This window comes from Bradyrhizobium sp. 40 (assembly GCF_023100925.1).
GTDB lineage: Bacteria > Pseudomonadota > Alphaproteobacteria > Rhizobiales > Xanthobacteraceae > Bradyrhizobium.
In genome coordinates this window covers 1,586,701-1,600,772 of the sequence record NZ_CP064688.1, presented here as the reverse complement: position 1 = coordinate 1,600,772, position 14,072 = coordinate 1,586,701, and the positions used below count along the sequence as shown (strand labels likewise).

Annotated in this window: 15 protein-coding genes and 1 tRNA gene; 9 read left to right on the top strand and 7 right to left on the bottom strand. The window is 63.4% G+C overall.

The window, feature by feature from the left end; all coding sequences use genetic code 11:
- Positions 1 to 106: 106 nt before the first annotated feature.
- From IVB40_RS07535 to IVB40_RS07515, 5 genes are all read left to right on the top strand, one after another.
- Positions 107 to 388 (top strand): hypothetical protein, encoded by a 282-nt coding sequence (locus IVB40_RS07535; RefSeq protein WP_247818514.1) that lies wholly within the window; start codon positions 107 to 109, stop codon positions 386 to 388.
- Entirely contained in the window at positions 385 to 606 is a 222-nt protein-coding gene (locus IVB40_RS07530; protein ID WP_247818513.1) for a hypothetical protein, read from the top strand. Before IVB40_RS07535 ends, IVB40_RS07530 begins: the two co-directional genes overlap by 4 nt.
- The gene (locus tag IVB40_RS07525; RefSeq protein WP_247818512.1) at positions 603 to 830 is read left to right on the top strand and encodes a hypothetical protein; all 228 of its coding nucleotides are present in this window, start codon (positions 603 to 605) and stop codon (positions 828 to 830) included. Before IVB40_RS07530 ends, IVB40_RS07525 begins: the two co-directional genes overlap by 4 nt.
- Before the next feature lie 109 nt (positions 831 to 939).
- On the top strand, positions 940 to 1,269 hold the full coding sequence (locus IVB40_RS07520; protein WP_247818511.1) for a hypothetical protein: 330 nt from the start codon (positions 940 to 942) through the stop codon (positions 1,267 to 1,269).
- Between the two features lie 38 nt (positions 1,270 to 1,307).
- On the top strand, positions 1,308 to 2,606 hold the full coding sequence (locus IVB40_RS07515) for a hypothetical protein (protein WP_247818510.1): 1,299 nt from the start codon (positions 1,308 to 1,310) through the stop codon (positions 2,604 to 2,606).
- Between the two features lie 2 nt (positions 2,607 to 2,608).
- Here the strand turns inward: IVB40_RS07515 and IVB40_RS07510 are convergent, their stop codons facing one another.
- Positions 2,609 to 3,268, bottom strand: a complete 660-nt coding sequence (locus IVB40_RS07510; RefSeq protein ID WP_247818509.1) for a hypothetical protein — start codon at positions 3,266 to 3,268, stop codon at positions 2,609 to 2,611.
- Between the two features lie 134 nt (positions 3,269 to 3,402).
- Between IVB40_RS07510 and IVB40_RS07505 the strand changes: the two genes are divergently transcribed.
- The gene (locus tag IVB40_RS07505) at positions 3,403 to 3,729 is read left to right on the top strand and encodes a hypothetical protein (RefSeq protein ID WP_247818508.1); all 327 of its coding nucleotides are present in this window, start codon (positions 3,403 to 3,405) and stop codon (positions 3,727 to 3,729) included.
- 109 nt (positions 3,730 to 3,838) lie between these two features.
- Here IVB40_RS07505 and IVB40_RS07500 read toward each other — a convergent pair.
- The 6 genes from IVB40_RS07500 to IVB40_RS07475 form a co-directional block, all read right to left on the bottom strand.
- Positions 3,839 to 3,914, bottom strand: a tRNA-Lys gene (locus IVB40_RS07500).
- Between the two features lie 166 nt (positions 3,915 to 4,080).
- Positions 4,081 to 4,716, bottom strand: coding sequence for a Spy/CpxP family protein refolding chaperone (locus IVB40_RS07495; RefSeq protein WP_247358902.1), 636 nt, complete (start codon positions 4,714 to 4,716; stop codon positions 4,081 to 4,083).
- Between the two features lie 196 nt (positions 4,717 to 4,912).
- Positions 4,913 to 5,917 carry a TRAP transporter substrate-binding protein gene (locus IVB40_RS07490; protein ID WP_247288142.1) on the bottom strand — a complete coding sequence of 335 codons (1,005 nt, stop codon included), beginning with the start codon at positions 5,915 to 5,917 and terminating at the stop codon, positions 4,913 to 4,915.
- A gap of 169 nt (positions 5,918 to 6,086) precedes the next feature.
- The gene (locus IVB40_RS07485; RefSeq protein ID WP_247818507.1) at positions 6,087 to 7,649 is read right to left on the bottom strand and encodes a 2-isopropylmalate synthase; all 1,563 of its coding nucleotides are present in this window, start codon (positions 7,647 to 7,649) and stop codon (positions 6,087 to 6,089) included.
- A 370-nt stretch (positions 7,650 to 8,019) separates the two neighbouring features.
- A complete protein-coding gene (locus tag IVB40_RS07480; protein ID WP_247818506.1) occupies positions 8,020 to 9,261 on the bottom strand; it encodes a hypothetical protein in 1,242 nt (413 codons plus the stop codon).
- 476 nt (positions 9,262 to 9,737) lie between these two features.
- Positions 9,738 to 10,001 (bottom strand): hypothetical protein, encoded by a 264-nt coding sequence (locus tag IVB40_RS07475; RefSeq protein ID WP_247818505.1) that lies wholly within the window; start codon positions 9,999 to 10,001, stop codon positions 9,738 to 9,740.
- Between the two features lie 281 nt (positions 10,002 to 10,282).
- Here IVB40_RS07475 and IVB40_RS07470 point away from each other — a divergent pair, with 281 nt between their 5' ends.
- The 3 genes from IVB40_RS07470 to IVB40_RS07460 all read left to right on the top strand — a co-directional run bounded on the left by IVB40_RS07470 (position 10,283) and on the right by IVB40_RS07460 (position 14,000).
- Positions 10,283 to 11,503: an SMP-30/gluconolactonase/LRE family protein gene (locus IVB40_RS07470; protein WP_247818504.1), complete on the top strand. Its 1,221-nt coding sequence runs from the start codon at positions 10,283 to 10,285 to the stop codon at positions 11,501 to 11,503.
- A 198-nt stretch (positions 11,504 to 11,701) separates the two neighbouring features.
- On the top strand, positions 11,702 to 12,886 hold the full coding sequence (locus IVB40_RS07465) for a hypothetical protein (protein WP_247460449.1): 1,185 nt from the start codon (positions 11,702 to 11,704) through the stop codon (positions 12,884 to 12,886).
- A gap of 10 nt (positions 12,887 to 12,896) precedes the next feature.
- Complete coding sequence (locus tag IVB40_RS07460; protein WP_247818503.1) at positions 12,897 to 14,000, top strand: FAD-dependent oxidoreductase; 1,104 nt, start codon at positions 12,897 to 12,899, stop codon at positions 13,998 to 14,000.
- Positions 14,001 to 14,072: the final 72 nt, after the last annotated feature.

Sequence of the window (14,072 nt, the reverse complement as noted above, 5' to 3'; positions counted from 1 at the left end):
ATTGCAAAGGCTTAGTTGCATATTTCGCCCCTTGATATTTGCAAACTTGCAAATGTCGGATTGATCCCATAGTTTGCACACCTGTTTGCAACAGGAGGTGCTCTCTATGCGTCGATCGAACTGCAATCGCCTGCCCGCCCGCGGCAGCCGACTAATCCCTCAGCCCGCCATTCCCGACTACATCAAGACCTCGCTGGTACCGGCTAGGGCGAGGCTCAGCCCGTTGGAGACCATCGAGCAGATGGCCTCCGACATGCGCGAGGCCGCCTATCGCGAAGGCGGGCTCACCCGCGAGGGCCTCGAGCTGCTCGGCTATTCCAGCGCGCAGATCGACACCCACGTCGCCGCCGCGCGCCAGCTTGCCAACAAGCAAGCGGTCCTCTCGTGAGCGCGATCGCGTTCAACACCCAGCACTACCGCGCCATGGCGCTGCTGCGCCGTGGCGTCCTGGTGCGGCTCGGCGATGAGTGGCGCTTTGGTGCCACCAGCGTCGGCGACAGCGTCGTCGACGCGCTGCTCGCCAGCCGCAAGGCCACGCGTTTGTTCCCCGGCCAGACCGGGGATTGCATCGTCCTGCTCGACCGCTCACGCGGAGTAGGCCGATGACCAGCGCCGCGCGCAGCGACCTGCCAGCCCCGGCGCTGCGCGCGGCCAAGGTCATTCTCATGGACGAAGACGGCATGCTCGCCGTGAGCGCAGGCATCATCGTCAACGGCGACGACTTCCCGGAAGTGGTCATGTTCAACGGCGACCCCTTCATCGCCGATGCATCGCGCGGCGCAGGCTGTTACCGCCGCGTTCGCCCCTATCGTCTCGACGGAGGCCTGTGATGCCGCACGATCAAAGCACGCACGAAGGCGCACTCTGGGGCTGCTTCGGCCTGTTCGCCGTCGGCACCTTCATCCTGTTCCTGGCCGCCTGCGCGGTCCTGGTGCTGCGATGACGTTCCTGCGGCCCTACAACGCGCGCGAGATCTGCGAGGCGATCGGCATCACGCTCGACACGCTGTACCGCACGCGCGAGACCCGCCATGCGCGCGACCAGCTGCCGCGCCCCATCACCGAGCACCCGCTGCGCTGGGAGCGCTCGGGCTTCGACGCCTGGCTGACGCGGCACCACCCCGCGCGGCCGCCGGCGCCGGCGAATGATGTTGTGGCGCCGCCCGCGCCGATCGTCGACGACGAGCACCGGGCGCGGCTACGCGCCGCTTACGCACCACAAAGCGCCACCCCAGGCCTTGACACGAGGCCGCAGCACGCCCGAGGCTGATCGCCCCCTTCCCGTTCCGCCCGCACCGGAGCCGGCCCATGACCGTAAAACTGCCCTTCATCAAATGGCGCGAGGGTCGCCCGCGCCTCGTTCACGGCCCGCGCGAGCGCGCCAAGGGCTTCGTCGACCGCGACCTGCGCCACGACGATACCGGCGCATGGTTCAGCTACGAGGAAGCCAAGGCATTCGCCCAGACGCATGTCGGGGAGATCCACAAGGCGCGAACGTCGCGCAAGAAGGTCGCGCCCGCGGCCGCTGTCCGCATCGGCCTGGTGGAGGACCTTCTCACTGACTGGATCAACTCGAAAGAGGTGCAGAAGCTGAAGCCAGCTTCGATCAGCTCGTATCGCAAGGCGATGCGCGCCGTCCTGTTCAAGCCGGAGAGCCGAGAGGACGCCAAGCAGCGCCGAGAGCGCGAAAAGGCCGCAGCGGTGCTTGGCCAGGCCGCACCAGAGCGGACCAGGGAGCCGATCGCCTCCGTCACACCCGGCGCGATCGGCGCGCCGGAGCTGCGCGACTTCTACAACTATCTCAAGGGCGCCCGTGGCCATCACATGGCGCTAGCCGCCATCGCCGCCCTCTCCGCCGCCCTGACCTGGGGCCGCGAGAGCAGCAAATGGCGGCTGGGCAACAACCCGCGTCTCGATATGGAATTCGATCGGCCCGAGGGTCGCGTGGTGCTGATCACCCTTGAAGAGTTCAACGCACTCGTCGCGGCCGCGGACGCGGTCGGCCGCCCATCGATCGGTGATGCGATCTATCTCGGCTTGTACACCGGTCAGCGTCAGACCGACCGTCTGCGGCTGAAAGACGAGGGCTTGGTCAATGGCCGCCGCCACTTCCGGCAGAGCAAGACCGGAGCGCTCGTGTCGATCAAGCAAACCCCTCAGCTGGCGAAGCGGCTGTTCGAAGCGCGCGTTCGCGTCGGCGAGCTCGCCAAGAAACATCGACTGAACACGGTACCCGACGAGATCATCATCGATGAGGTCACCGGACGCGCTTACAACGAGCACACCTATCGCCACGTCTTTGCCGAGGTTCGTGATCTCGCAATCCGCGGCAGCGAAGTTCCGAGCGTCCCTGCCTGCCCCTCGCTGCAATTTATCAACCCGACATCGGGCGCGCTCGACCAGAAGCACGATCAGGATCTGCGCGACACCTGCGTCATGCTGCTCGATCGCGCCGGCAACGACCTGCTATCGATCTGCGACGTCACCGGCCACAGCTACCAGTCGGCACAGCTGATCATGAAACACTACCGCGCACGCAACGCCGCGAGGGCCGATGCGGCGATCGACAAGCTGGTGGCGTTTCTCGGCAAGGAAGGCCTGACCTAGTGTTATCTTTTGGTGATGTGGGGGCCCACCATGCCGGGGAAAAATGCCATGAGATTGCCCTCGTTGAATGGGAGCCGATACGAACGCGTGTCGTCTTCGACATTCAGAAAAAACCGACTCCAAGTTTCAAGAAAGGTTTTGGCGTCGAGCCCCTGTATCATGCCTAAATGAGCCGGATCTGGATCACCGAACTTTGCTACCAACTTGACGGAGGCCCCGGGCGGGACGAGGTTGATGTCACTAATTGACGTTAACGCATTTTTCCCGTCATCACCCCGCGCGATCACTTCGAGTTCGATCTTTCTTCCGTTGAGAGCAGAGACGACTGCAGCACTCTTAAGCTGCACTTCTTTTTGGGACCTGTTCGAACCGAAGAACGTCAAGGAGAAAACGGGCTGACCGCTCGGAGGCCCACCCTCCATCTCGAGATTGAAATACCAGCGGAGCGGACCAACATCGGCGTCTTGGGAAGGGTTAGCCGCAAGGCTTTGCTTCGTGTAGATCGCCCATGCAGCAGCACCTAACGTCAACGACATGAATAACCACGTGCCAAGAATTCCGGCGATCAGCAGATGCCAGTTCTCCACACCCGCCCTCCCATTGCTCCGGCGCTTGTGATCCCAACCGTAGGCCCACAGCGCGATGGCCAAGGTGGCCGCCAACACAGCTCCTACCGGACTTGTCAGACCGGAGAGCTGCGAAACCCAGCTAGCGAAGTAAGATGCCCACCATCCCATGAAGCAAGCTATCCCCTGACACTCGTCAAAGGCGAGTGCAAATTTGGCGGTTTCCACCGATGAGTAACGATCTCTTCCTCCGCCGCACCGTCATCGGCGGGCAGAACGCCCGCGACGACTATCTGGTGATCTGGGACGAGCTGCCGATCGGCCGCATCCACAAGGCGCCCGGCGCCGGCGGCATGCAGGAATGGTCATGGACATGCTTTCTGCCCAACGTGCCGCAGCGCTCGCACCATCGCGGCAGCACCCACACGCTCGACCAGGCCAAGCAGCAATTCCGCAAGGCGTGGGACGATCTGAAGTCGCAGATCAGTCACGAGCAGATCCGGGAGGCGCGCGCGATCGAGAACGATCGCAGCAGGCCATGGCACAAGGCCGATTAGCTCGAAATGTCGCACGCCGTGCGACAGAATTTGTCGCACAACGTGTCGCACGGGCCTCAAAAGAACGAACCGAGGCCCAACTAAACGACTGATGATGTTTGGGATTTTATGGTGGGCGCACCAGGGCTCGAACCTGGGACCCGCTGATTAAGAGTCAGCTGCTCTACCAACTGAGCTATGCGCCCGAAAGGCGGTCAATGCCTTGCGAGGCCGGTCGTTTAGCAAAGCGATCCGGGTCTGGCAAGCGATGGTACGTAAGTTTTCCAAGGGTATGCCCACATCCCCCAAAAAAGCGAAAAGCCGCTGGATTCCAGCGGCTTCGCCAAGGTTGATCGCGGCAACCCTTGCAGCTCAGAGCCGGCCCTCGCGGTCCCGGTCCGGGCCGCCGTCGCGGTCGAAACGGTCACGGTGGAAGTGGTCCATACCGCGCTCCATCATGCGGTCCATGCCACGCTCCATGAAGTGGCGGCGCGGGCCGTCTTCGCCGCCGCCGAACGGGCCGCGGTGGCGGGTCAGCACAGCGAGGCGCCGCTTCTGGCCCTCGTCCAGGGTCTTGTAGAGCGGATCGGCGGCATCGGCGATCTTCTTCAGGACCGCCGACGTCGCCCCCATGTCCTCGGCGCGCTGACGCAGGCGGGCGACCGGATCCTCCGGCCTGTCGGCATCCTTGTTGGCGTCCTTATTCGCGTCCTTGCCGGCATCGCCGGGACCGGCATTCATCCGCGCATTGGCGCGGTCGATGCGCAGCTTGGCGAAGTCACGTACGGCAGCCTCGACCGGCGGCCACAGCTTTTCCTGGTCGGCGTTGAGCTTCAGCCCGGCATGGACGGCGGCGATCCGCGCGTCGACCATGGCGGCGCGGTCTTCCGGGTTCATGCGGATGTGGCGCATGTGCTCGTGCATCCACGGGCGATGATAGTGGGCATAGACCGCGCCCGAGCCGGCGATGCTGAGCACGGCGATGGCGGCGATGGTGAACTTCCTCATGCGAACTCTCCTCTGGAAGGATGTCGTGAGGATGGGCGCAGCGCGGCTTACGCGCAACTTACAACTTGGACAGGGAGCGGGTTCTTTCGAAGATGTAACGCTCCTGAACCTTTATTCAGTCGCAATCGGAAATCATTCGCAACAAAAAGGGGCTTCCGCGCCCGGCACGGAAGCCCCCATTCATCATCCGTTCAAATCAGTTCGTCGTGCTCTTCGCTTCCTTCTGGAATTCGTCGATCAACGGTTGCCCGATACGGCTTGCCGCGTCCTTGTAGACCGGCTCCATGGCCTTGCGCATCGCCTCATCCTGCTCCGGAGTGAGCTTGATGATCTCGCTCTTGCCGCTCTTCCTGATCTCGGCGAGCGCGTCCTCATTTTCTTTCTGCGACTGCGTATTGTTGAAGTCGGTCGCTTCCTTCATCGCTTTGGTCAGCTGGTCGCGAATGTCGGCCGGCAGATCGTCCCAGAACTTCTTGTTCACGATCACGACGTAGCCGATATAGCCGTGGTTGGTCTCGGTGATGTACTTCTGCACCTCATGCATCTTCTGGGTATAGATGTTCGACCATGTGTTCTCCTGCCCGTCGACCACGCCGGTCTGCAGCGCCTGGTAGACTTCCGAGAACGCCATCACCTGCGGCAGCGAGCTGAGCGACTTGAATTGCGCCTGGAGCACGCGCGAGGACTGGATGCGGAACTTGACGCCCTGATAGTCGGCCGGTGTCACCAGCTTCTTGTTGGCGCTCATCTCCTTGAAGCCGTTGTCCCAATAGGCAAGGCCGGTGATACCCTTCGGTTCGAGCAGCTTGAGCAGCCTGGCGCCGAGCGGACCTTCCGTCACCTTCCGCAGCGTCTTCAGATCGGGGAGGATGTAGGGCAGATCAAACACCTCGAACTCGCGGATGCCGAGCGGGCCGAACTTGGAGTTGGACGGCGCCAGCATCTGCACGCTGCCGAGCTGGAGCGCCTCAAGCTCTTCCTTGTCCTTGTAGAGCGTCGAGTTCGGATAGATCTCGACCTTGACCTTGCCGCCGGTGTACTTCTCGGCGAGCTCCTTGAATTTCTCCGACGCCTTGCCCTTCGGCGTGTCGGTGGCCACAACGTGGCTGAACTTGATGATGATGGGCGCTTGGGCCGATGCCGGCCCGGTCAAGCCAAGAGCCAAGACCGCGATGGACGCAGCGATCGCGAAGGTGCGCATAATCTCTCCCTGTTGTTATTTGGGCCACCCGGCGCACGGGTGGCCTATGCCGTTAGCATCAATACAGGTCGACATCACAAGCTGCTATTGGCCGTTAGCAGGGCAGCCATTCATGGTGAACGCCGCAATCACCGCCTCTCCGCTTCCGGAAGAGGCGGTGGTAGCAACCTCAGCTCGCGGCGGCGGTCGTCACGGTGTCGCGCTGGCGCTTCATGACGATTTTGTTGAGCGCGCCGAGATAGGCCTTTGCCGAGGCCACCAGCGTATCCGGATCCGCCGCGCGCGCGGTCATCGCACGTCCCTCATGCGACAGCCGCACCGAGACTTCGGCCTGCGCATCGGTGCCCTGAGTCACTGCGTGGACCTGGTACAGCTCGAGCTTGGCTTCGTGCGGCACCAGGCGCTTGATGCAGTTGAAAACCGCGTCGACCGGACCGTTGCCCTCGGCCTCCTCGATCTTGATCTGGCCGTCGACATCGAGCTTCATGGTCGCGCGCTGCGGGCCATGGGTGCCGGCGATCACGGTCAGCGAGGTCAGCTTGATGCGGTCGTGCGAAGCCGCCATCTCCTCGTCGACCAGCGCCTCGATGTCCTCGTCGTAGATGTCCTTCTTGCGGTCGGCCAGCGCCTTCATCCGCGTGAACGCATCTTCCAGCTGGTTCGGGCCGAGCTTGTAGCCCATCTCCTCCAGCTTGTGCACGAAGGCATGGCGTCCGGAATGCTTGCCCAGCACCAGCGAGGACTGCTTCAGGCCGACCATCTCGGGCCGCATGATCTCGTAGGTGGAAGCGTCCTTCAGCACGCCGTCCTGATGGATGCCGCTCTCATGCGCGAACGCGTTGCGGCCGACGATGGCCTTGTTGTACTGCACCGGGAACGAGGTCGCCGCCGACACCACCTTCGAGGCGCGGGTCAGCTGCGTGGTGTCGATCTTGTTCCAGTAGGGGAATTTGTCGTTGCGCACGTTGATCGCCATCACGATCTCTTCCAGCGCGGCGTTGCCGGCGCGCTCGCCGATGCCGTTGATGGTGCACTCGACCTGGCGCGCGCCGCCGACGACGCCGGCCAGCGAATTCGCCACCGCCATGCCGAGATCGTTATGGCAGTGCACGGAGAACACCGCCTTGTCCGAGTTCGGCACGCGCTCGATCAGCGTCTTCATGAAGTGGGTGTATTCGTCGGGCGTGGTGTAACCGACGGTATCAGGAATGTTCACCGTGGTGGCGCCGGCCTTGATGACGGCTTCGACGATGCGGCACAGATAGTCCATCTCGCTGCGGGTGCCGTCTTCGGCCGACCATTCGACGTCGTCGATCTGGTTGCGGGCGCGCGCGACCATGGCAACCGAGGTCTCGAGCACCTGTTCCGGGGTCTTGTTCAGCTTCACCCGCATATGCAGCGGCGACGTCGCGATCACGGTGTGGACGCGGCCGCGCTTGGCAAATTTCACCGCTTCGGCACAGCGGTCGATGTCGGCCGGATGGGCGCGCGACAGACCGGCGATGACGGCGTTCTTGGCGCGGCGAGCGATCTCGCTGACCGCCTGGAAGTCGCCTTCCGAGGTGATGGGGAAGCCGGCCTCGATGACGTCGACGCCCATATCGTCCAGCATCTCGGCGACCTCGAGCTTCTCCTCGAAGGTCATGGTGGCGCCGGGGCACTGCTCGCCGTCGCGCAGGGTGGTGTCGAAAATGATGACGCGGTCCTTGTCGGACTTGTTCACGGGGGCCATTTGAATTTCCTTTTGAGCTTTTGCGCCGTCAGTCTTCTAGGCGCTTGAGGTGTCCGGTGATCTCGACCAACCCCTGAGCGCCCAGGCGCATGGCGCCCAGCCGGCCCTCAGGGGCAAGTAAGAAGAAGCCCGCCAATCAGGAGGGTGGGCAGCAGCGCGGCCGGGATCGTGGCGGCGGCCAGAGCCACCTCCCCCGAAATCCCATCGATTTGGCCGCGAATCAGCATTGCCAGACCCTTTGAGCCCTCAATCCTCGGTCAAAACCGTTGACGGTTGGTTGCCGGGAGGCTCGATCTACCGTTTCTAGACGAGAAATGGCAGCAACCGCAACGCCAAAAGATGGACAGAACGATTGACCTGGTTTCCCCGGCTATTGCCGGGGCGGCGGCACGAGGTCGAGCAACCGCTTGCGGACGCTCACTTCCAGAGGCGCGTTGCAGACCGGCCGATTGTAGAAGCCGCTGCTGCGACACAAGGCGGGCGTCGGACCGCGAAGGTCGCCGGCCTGGCAGGCAAGGCAAATTCGGAACGCCGCCGCCTCGAGCTGGAGCGAATAGTCGAGCGTCGATGCAGCCGGCTCGGACGGTTGGAAGAGCTGGCTGCCCTTGATGTTCTGGAACCAGGTGTCGATGTGGCCCTTCACCTTCTCAGGATTGGCGAGGTCGTCCATGTTGAAGCGACTGTCGAGCAGCCCGATCGAGGCGCGCGGCGTGCGCGCCGCTGAGTGACACGACAGGCAGGACGAGCGGATATTGTCGGCAGGTCCGTTGGCGCGCCCCATGAAGCCCATGGTGAGACGCTGGTCCCAGCCATAGGTGACGTTCCGCAAATCGGGATTGATCCAGCTCTCACGGATCGCGCCGTCGTACACACCGGGGTCGTTGCCCCATTGCAGCGATACCGGCACGAGATTGTCGAACAGGGCGTCGCCCTTTGCCGGGCCGCGCCAGACAAACGTCCCGAACACCCATCCGGTGTCCAGCGACCGGCCGGTCTTCGCTGAATCCTTCACTGAAATATCGACCTGAAGCAGGCGCACCGACCGGATCGTGCGGGTGCTGGGATCCTGACCGCCGGAGCCAGCGCCCAAATTGTCGATAAAGGCGTCGTATTCGGGTGCGCCCTGGAGGTAGGCAACTTCGTCGGGTGAGGCATCGGTGAACAGAAATTTGACGGAGACAGTGTCATTCGGAAATTTCATCGCGACCGGGAAAGACGGATTGCAGGGCTCTGCGAAGACCTCCCCGAAGACTGCTGCTCCCGGCCTGTTGTAAAAGCCGACCGCCCAGACCTGGGAACCTCGTGTGTTGGTCTTGGACAGATCGCCGGGATCGGGGCCGCGTTCCTTGGTCAGCCCCATCAACGGCTCGCGCCCGGAGTTTCCGTAGTCGAGCCATTGCGAGATCCACCACTGCTCCTGACCGGTGCCGACGAGCTTGCGGTCCGCGATTTTGAAGGACGTCTTCGCGGTACTGAGCACGGCATTCATGTAGTCAGCCGGCTTGGTGCGAAAATCGACCGATTCCCAAGGCTGCGGATCATTGGGATTGGGGCGCACCGGCGGATAGTCAACTCGCCACTTGGCCGCGGCAACCGTGCCATTCGCCTTCATTGTACTCGCCGAAAAGCTGTGACACTCATCGGCCTGGCACGACGAGCCCGCAATCATTGCCAGAACGACGACAACCCCTGCCGCTCTCATGACGGGCTCCTTTGCGCCTGCCGGTGAATCCAGTCGGACCACGATTAGGCGCATTGCCGCATCAGGTGTGTTAAGTTGTTCACACAACCTGGGAGAATTGCACGAGCAGATCGCCGCATGTCGGGCAAGATGGCAGTGCACACGCGCTTTCGCCGGCGGCCCGCTTGGCGACATGATGACCCGCGCCGCCCCCGGTCTGCTGCCGCCGACTCGGTAATCTCGCTCGCAACGAGCGTAGGACCGGCACAAGAGCGAGCGCGGCAGTAACACCCCACGCGTTCGTCTTTTGCTTTCAGGGAGGCGGACTCAATGGGCAGACACGCCTCTACGCTCCGAGTCACTCGGGACCGAGGGTACAGACGATCAGCAATCAGGCAATCTGGCCGCTACCCAACGCGGCGAGCGCGAGCCCTGCTCTCCCAGCGGTTCAGCATCTGACCGAGCTCGCCGGTGGCAACCGGCGCAGCCTTGCCGGCGATCGCGATCTCGTTGGTATTGGCCGGTGCGTTGGCACTCAGCCAATCCGGCTCGCTGTACTCACGCCAGCGGCGCGCCTCGGCCCGCCTTTTGCGGGACACGTAGTCGCGGGTGAAATAGCCGGCCGCAAATGCAATCCCGAGCAGCAAAACCAGTACGACGACAGCGACCACAGTAAACTCCGACTTACGCCCCCAATGACGTTCTGCCAGCCTCGCGCAGGAGGTCAAGGCTTGACATGCTCCACAGCTTGGCAATGTCCCGAACGCAGTTCCGGTAAACTCCGTCGCGCCGGACGAATTTGTCGTTTCCGTGTTCGATGTTGCAGCGCTTTTGCCGCCCCGATATCTCGCTGAGGATGCGTACCTCCCCCTCGCAACCGTCATCGGACCGGACTAACCTCGCCCTGCTCGGCCGGATCAACCGGCTAGCCGAACATGACCGGGAGGACGCGATGATACGCCAAAAGCAGCGTGACCATGATGCTGCGCTTTCACGACGAACGCTCGTTCAGGGGCTTGCGCTCGGCGCCGCCACTTTTGCTGGCGCCGGCTCCGCGCTGGCCCAGACCGGACCTGCCGCGCCGCCGACGACGATTACCACCCCACCACGCGATTTCGGTCCCAGCGGCGCGCCGACCACTTATTTCTGGGACCCCGACGTCATCGCGGTCGATCCGTCCTTCAACGATCTCGCGCAGCCCAACACGGCGATCAAGCGTCTCTATACGGGCGTGCTGTGGGCTGAAGGCCCGGCGTGGAGTGCACAGGGCCGCTATCTGCTATGGAGCGACATTCCCAACAACAGGCAGATGCGCTGGAGCGAAGACGACGGTCGCGTCAGCGTGTTCCGCTCGCCGTCCAACAATTCCAACGGCAACTCGTTCGATTTCCAGGGCCGTCAACTCTCCTGCGAACATTTGACCCGGCGGGTGACGCGTTATGAACATGACGGCACCGCGACCGTGCTTTGCGACAATTACAACGGCAAGAAGCTGAACTCGCCGAACGACGTCGTCGCGCATCCTGACGGCAGCTACTGGTTCACCGATCCGCCCTATGGCGGCCAGCTCTACGAAGGTGAGCCCGACGCCGCGGGCGGTCCGAGCAATTCCAGCGGCAAGCTCAATCCACGGATTGGACAGCCGGCCGGCTTCGCACCGGGCAGGCGCGAGCTGCCGACCAATTGCTATCGCATCGATCCTAGCGGCCGTGTCGACCTCGTCGTCACCGAGGAGCAGGTGCCAGATCCAAACGGGTTGTGCTTCTCGCCGGACTTCAAGAAGCTCTACGTCGTCTCAACCGGCAAGGGACCCGGCGACACCGGGCCCGGCGGCAAGGGCGAGATTTTCGTGTTCGACGTCGGCGGCGACAACAAGCTCACCAACCAGAAGCGGTTCAGCGAGTGCGTGATCGACGGTGTGAAGTGCGGGCCGGACGGTGTGCGCTGCGACGTCAACGGCAATGTCTGGGCCTCCAGCAATGCGGGCCGCGCCGTCGGCTATAGCGGCGTGACGACGTGGTCGCCGGACGGCAAGCTCCTCGGCCGCATCCGGCTGCCCGAAGTGTGCGGCAACATCTGCTTCGGCGGCCCCAAGCGCAACCGCCTGTTCATGGCCGCGAGCCAGTCGCTCTATGCGGTGTACACGGCCACGCAAGGCGCAGGCCCGGGCTAAGCCCGCGCGAGAGACCACAAGCACGGGCGTCGGCATGGACCGCCGGCGCCTTCGGTTCCCTGATCGCAATCAAGCTACGCCCCGGGCAAATCTCCGCCATCAATCCAACGAAGATTGTATCGCGCGGCAGGGCCGCAGCGCGGTGCGAAGGCATGATGCCCTTCGTTCCCGCGCCCGACTTGAACGGGGAGTTGCGCGATGCGCCGTATGCCAAACGACACCATCATCGTCAGCGTTGGGTCCCAGCAATTCGTGACCGAGTTCGGGGACCCGGGCCTGCCGAACGACGGCCGCGGCGGCAGCGACAAGATGATCGCGACCGTCGACGGGGGCAACGCGGTCCTGATATTCGTTGGCGACGACCAGACCCTGCAAGAATATTCTCACGGCGGAAACGACCATCTCGCTGCGACCGTCACCGGCTTCGGCGATTACGTGTTCGTCGACGGCGATGCGCAGGCGATGTCCGGCCACGCCCGTGGCGGCAACGATGTGCTTCATGTCGATGCATCGACATCGATCTACGCGACCCTCGGTGTTTTTGGCGATGCCGAAACCGCCATGTCGGCCGACACGAGCGGCGGCAATGACGTCGTCATTGCATCGATGGGAAACAGATCGTCCGGCGCGTTCAGCGGAGACTCCGGCAGTTCCATGAGCGATCATGCACATGGCGGCAACGATATCCTCAGCGTGACCCAGGTCGGCAGTTACGGCGGCGCTTCGATATCGGGCGACGCCCTCGTGTCCATGAGCGGCGATGCGCGCGGCGGCAACGATATCCTCAGCTACACCGTCGGCGCCACCGCCCGATCGGGAGGCGCGTCTCTGGTTGGAGACGCCGGCTACATGAGCGACGATAGCCGCGGCGGCAACGATATCCTGATCGCGGCTGTCAACGGCAACCCGGACTCCACGTCCATCGTGCTCGTCGGAGATGCCTCGAACATGTCAGGCAACGCGCATGGCGGAGATGATATTCTTCTCGGCAGCAGCCGCGACGATTTGCTGTATGGCGACGCACAGACCTACGCCCCGTTCACGGCCGGCTCGATCACGGGCGGCAAGGACATGCTGAACGGCGGTGGCGGAAATGACCAACTCTGGGGCGGACCGAACGACGACAGATTCGTCTTCGACAAGGGCTCGGGCCTGGACGTGATCAACGATTTCGACCAGGGCAACAAGGCTGTCGGCAGCACGGCGCGAGATCATGATTTGATCAATTTGCACGATTACGGCTTCGCAGACTGGGCGGCGCTGAAAAGCCTGATCAGCGATGACAGCACAGGAAACGCGGTGATCCATCTGACGGCGACCGATACGATTACGCTGGAGGGGGTCCATACCGCGGATCTCCATGCAAAGGATTTCATTGTATGAGAGAGCATTCGTGCGCGTTGTGATCTGCGGCGGCGGCGTCATCGGCGCCTGCACCGCCTGGTTTCTCCGCCGGAACGGCATCGATGTCATCGTCGTGGAGCGGACGGACGTCGCGGCCGCAGCGTCAGGTAAGGCGGGCGGCTTCCTCGCGCGCGACTGGTGCGAGGGCTCGCCGCTCGATGCGCTGGCACGACGGAGCTTTGCTCTCCATGCGCAACTGCCGGATGAGATCGCAGGCGATTGGGGCTATCGCCCGATGACCGCTTATAGCGGCTCCGTTGCTGCCGACGGCCATCCACGCCGGGATACACCGTCCGCGCTTGGCTGGCTCAGCAACGGCGTCATCATCACGCAGCGCATCGGCACGACGGAGACCACCGCGATCGTTCACCCCAAAAAATTCACCTCGGCCGTGATGAACGCGGCGCTCGCGCAAGACGCCGAACTTCGCATCGGCCACGTGACCGGTATCATGCGCGATGCGGACGGCACGACCGCGACGGGCGTCGAGGTCGACGGCCGCATCGTCGAGGCGGACGCCGTCGTGATCGCGATGGGACCATGGTCACTGCTCGCCGCGCAATGGATGAGCCTGCCCGCCGTCTACGGCCAGCGCAGCCCAAGCATCGTGTACGACACCGGCACGGATGCGCCGGCCGATGCGCTGTTCCTGGAGTCTGAAGAGAATGGCAGTGCCGTGTCGATCGAGGTCTTTCCTCGCGCCGACGGCAGCACGCATATCACCGCTCTCTCCGACATCGCGCCGCTTCCGCTCGATCCGGCTGCCGTGACGCCGGACCACGACGCGATCGCGCGCCTGCAAACCATGTCCGAGCGGCTGTCGCCCCTGTTCCGCTCCGAGAGGATCATTGCGCAGCAAGCCTGCTTCCGGCCGGTGACAGAGGACGGCCTGCCGCTGATCGGCAAGGTGCCGCAAAGTGAAGGTCTCTATGTTGCGACCGGGCACAATGTATGGGGCATCCTGAATGCGCCCGCTACAGGCGAGGCCATGGCGCAACTGATCGCGGAGGGTGCGACGCGCAACCTCGACATCTCGCCATTTGATCCGGCCCGGCTCGCGCCGCTCGATCCATCGCTGCTGCGAGCGCGCTGAGCCGACGCGACGGCATCGCATTCATCGATCGCGTTGCTGTGCGCCCGCGATAGCTGCGCATGCCTACCAACG

Excerpts from the sequence above, each read along its gene's own strand:
- IVB40_RS07535 (WP_247818514.1), top strand. The coding sequence starts at position 107 with ATGCGTCGATCGAACTGCAATCGCCTGCCCGCCCGCGGCAGCCGACTA.
- IVB40_RS07525 (WP_247818512.1), top strand. The coding sequence starts at position 603 with ATGACCAGCGCCGCGCGCAGCGACCTGCCAGCCCCGGCGCTGCGCGCG.
- IVB40_RS07520 (WP_247818511.1), top strand. The coding sequence starts at position 940 with ATGACGTTCCTGCGGCCCTACAACGCGCGCGAGATCTGCGAGGCGATC.
- IVB40_RS07515 (WP_247818510.1), top strand. The coding sequence starts at position 1,308 with ATGACCGTAAAACTGCCCTTCATCAAATGGCGCGAGGGTCGCCCGCGC.
- IVB40_RS07505 (WP_247818508.1), top strand. The coding sequence starts at position 3,403 with ATGAGTAACGATCTCTTCCTCCGCCGCACCGTCATCGGCGGGCAGAAC.
- IVB40_RS07495 (WP_247358902.1), bottom strand. The coding sequence starts at position 4,716 with ATGAGGAAGTTCACCATCGCCGCCATCGCCGTGCTCAGCATCGCCGGC.
- IVB40_RS07490 (WP_247288142.1), bottom strand. The coding sequence starts at position 5,917 with ATGCGCACCTTCGCGATCGCTGCGTCCATCGCGGTCTTGGCTCTTGGC.
- IVB40_RS07485 (WP_247818507.1), bottom strand. The coding sequence starts at position 7,649 with ATGGCCCCCGTGAACAAGTCCGACAAGGACCGCGTCATCATTTTCGAC.
- IVB40_RS07480 (WP_247818506.1), bottom strand. The coding sequence starts at position 9,261 with ATGAAGGCGAATGGCACGGTTGCCGCGGCCAAGTGGCGAGTTGACTAT.
- IVB40_RS07470 (WP_247818504.1), top strand. The coding sequence starts at position 10,283 with ATGATACGCCAAAAGCAGCGTGACCATGATGCTGCGCTTTCACGACGA.
- IVB40_RS07465 (WP_247460449.1), top strand. The coding sequence starts at position 11,702 with ATGCGCCGTATGCCAAACGACACCATCATCGTCAGCGTTGGGTCCCAG.